This window comes from Deinococcus sp. (genome assembly GCF_030523985.1).
Classification (GTDB): domain Bacteria; phylum Deinococcota; class Deinococci; order Deinococcales; family Deinococcaceae; genus Deinococcus.
The window spans coordinates 4126-6822 of the sequence record NZ_JAUNHK010000065.1; the positions used below are offsets into that span (position 1 = coordinate 4126).

Annotated in this window: 3 protein-coding genes and 1 pseudogene; 2 read left to right on the forward strand and 2 right to left on the reverse strand. The window is 70.5% G+C overall.

Annotated features, from left to right (window positions below; genetic code table 11):
- Positions 1-1224 (reverse strand): DNA mismatch repair endonuclease MutL (gene mutL / locus Q4C89_RS10075; protein ID WP_303102479.1); only part of this gene is annotated, 1224 nt, incomplete at its 3' end.
- A 71-nt stretch (positions 1225-1295) separates the two neighbouring features.
- Positions 1296-1916: a leucyl/phenylalanyl-tRNA--protein transferase gene (gene aat / locus Q4C89_RS10080; RefSeq protein WP_303102480.1), complete on the reverse strand. Its 621-nt coding sequence runs from the start codon at positions 1914-1916 to the stop codon at positions 1296-1298.
- 93 nt (positions 1917-2009) lie between these two features.
- On the opposite strand from aat, the gene Q4C89_RS10085 reads away from it, so the two are divergent.
- Together Q4C89_RS10085 and Q4C89_RS15170 are read left to right on the forward strand one after the other, a co-directional pair.
- Entirely contained in the window at positions 2010-2558 is a 549-nt protein-coding gene (locus tag Q4C89_RS10085) for a hypothetical protein (protein WP_303102481.1), read from the forward strand.
- Positions 2555-2697 (forward strand): annotated as a pseudogene (locus Q4C89_RS15170) (ACT domain-containing protein); the annotation flags it as partial. The gene Q4C89_RS10085 and the pseudogene Q4C89_RS15170, both read left to right, overlap by 4 nt.

Sequence of the window (2697 nt, forward strand, 5' to 3'; positions counted from 1 at the left end):
GTGCAGCAGTTCGGGGGCAGGCAGCTCCAGCGGCGGGGCGGCGGCCAGTTCGCGGGCCAGCCGTTCGTACAGCGCCCGCTCGTGCGCGGCGTGGGCGTCCACCACCCACAGGTCGCCCTCGCCCTGGGCCAGCAGATAAAGTTCCTGATACACCCCCAGCAGCGTCAGCGCGGGAAAAGTGCCGTCCGGCTGAGGCGCGGGAGACGGCGGTGCCATCAGGGCCGGGGCCGCCCGCACCAGCGGATGCGCCGCCAGCGCCGTTGCCACCGCCTCCTTGACCCGCCCCGCCACGCCCGGCAGGTCGGCCAGGGCCACCACCTGCTTGGCGGGGTGAATGTTGGGGTCGTGGTCCTCCGGGGCCACCGTGAGGTCGAGAACACACAGCGGCGAGGCTCCGGTGGGCAACAGCTCGGCGTAGGCGTCGATGACAGCCCTTTCGAGTTCGGGTGGGGCCACAATGGGGCGTCCGTTGACGGCAAAGTGCATCCGGTCCCGCCGCGCCCGCGTCAGTTCGGGCCGCGAGACTACGCCGCTCACGCCTCCGGCCTGCACCGTCAGCACCCGGTTGGCGCTGAGGGGGCCGTACACCGTCGCCACTGCGCCCCGGTGGTCGGCGGGCGCGTGGGTGAGGCGCGTTTCGCCGTCCACCGTCAGCCGCCACGAGAGCTGAGGATGATGCAGGACGTACCGCCCGACCAGCGCCGTGATTTCGCGCACCTCGGCGGCGGGGGCGGCCTGGGTTCGCAGGCGAGCGGGCAGCCGGGCAAAGAGCCGCGACACCGTGACCGTCGTTCCCGCCGGGGCCGACGTGCGGCTGACGTGAACGTCCTCGCCGTGCGCCTGCACCCGCGCCGCGCCCACCTGCGCCGCCGGACGGGTCACGAGGTCGAGTTCGCCCGCCTGGGCCGCCGCCCACAGCGCCTCGCCGCGAAAGCCGAGGGTGGTGACGGGCAGCGCCGCCGTGGGCAGCGAGGCGGGCAGTTTGCTGGTGGCGTGCCGGGCAGGGGCGAGCGGCACCGACTCGGCAGGAATCCCCACACCGTTGTCGCGCACCTGCACCCGGCCCAGCCCACCTTCCTCCACCTCGATTTCGATGCGGGTGGCCCCGGCGTCCAGCGCGTTTTCGACCAGTTCGCGCACCACGTCGAGCGGGCGCGACACCACCTCGCCAGCGGCGATCAGGCGGGCGACGGCGGGGGGCAGAAGGTGAATGGCTCGGGTCATCGTTATGTTCTGAGCATATCAGAGTCGCTCCCGCCGACTGGAACCTTGCGCTGCATTTCAGAGCGGGAAGGTCAGAGCGAACAGTCCAGCCGCAGCGCCGCCGCCAGCCGCTCCCCATACTCCTCGCCGCTGATTTCGTAGACCCCGAGGGTGGCGAGATGCGGATTCTGAATCTGGGCGTCGAGCAGCGTAAAGCCCTGGCGGTGCAGGTGCCCCGCCAGATGAATCAGCGCCGCCTTGCTGCCGTTAGTCACGCGGTGAAACTTGCTCTCGGCAATGAACGCCCCACCCAGCGCCAGCCCCAGCACGCCGCCCGCCAGTTCGTCGCCGCGCCAGACCTCGAAGGAGTGCGCCAGTCCCGTCCCGTGCAGGTGCAGATAAATGTCGGCCAGTTCGTCACTGATCCACTCGCCGTCTCGCTTGGGTGCGCCCGGCAGGTGACCCCGACACCCTTCCAGCACGGCACCGAACGCGAGGTCAATACTCGCCCGGAAGCGCGGCAATTCGCGGCGCAGACGGCGGGCGACATGCAGGCCCCCTTCCTCGGTGAGCGGCACCACGGCGCGGCCTTCGGCGCTGTACCATTCCAGCCCGTCGCCGTTGTCCATCAGGAAAGCTCCCTGCGCGTACCCCTGGGCAATTTCACGGGTCAGCGGGTCGATATGGTGCAGAAAAAAGTCGGCGGCAGGCATGGCTGGCCGCATCTTGCGCCAGAGGAGAAAGGCCACGCAACTGCCCTCCCCGGTTATCAGGCCCGCGTCAACCTCACCCGCTAAGCTGACCGTATGAAGCCGACCCTCCTGACCCTGTGGGCGCTGCTCGGCCTGAGCGCCGCCGTCGCTGCCGCCCCCCAACCCGCGCTGCCCAACTTGCCCGCGCTGGTGGAAACGCCGGGCCAACCGGAACCCGCGACCCACCCGACCACTCCGGCAAGCGTGGCCCCGGCCCGCCTGGACAACGTGAGCGCCGTGCTGAGTGTGCCCCGCACCGTGACGGGCAAAGTCCCCCTGACCCTGACGCTGAAAAGTAACCGCGCCGCCGCCGTGAAACTGGAAGTCCCCCGCGAAAACGAACAGAACTGCGCCACCGCGCCCACCGTGCGGGTGCTGCGGGTCGGCAGCCGCGAAGTGGTCTACCCGCCCGCTGGGCAGTCGCCGCGCCTGTGTGCCCAGGACCTGCGCTCGGACACGCTGGGGGCCGGAAAGCAGGTGGGCTACCTGCGTGACCTCGACCTGCCCGCCGGGGAGTACATGATTGAAGGCTGGCTGACCGGCTTTGCCGACGGGTTGCGGGTCAAGGTGCCTGCCCAGCCCGTGCGCGTGACGGTGAAGTGAACCTGACCCTCTCCGTCCTGGCGGGCGAATATGCCGTTTGCCGCCTTGACCCCCAGACGCCGCCGCCCGCCTGGGCTTTTGCCGGGGACTGGTGGTCGGTGACCCGCACCGCCGATGAACTCTCGGTGGTGTGCGGGGC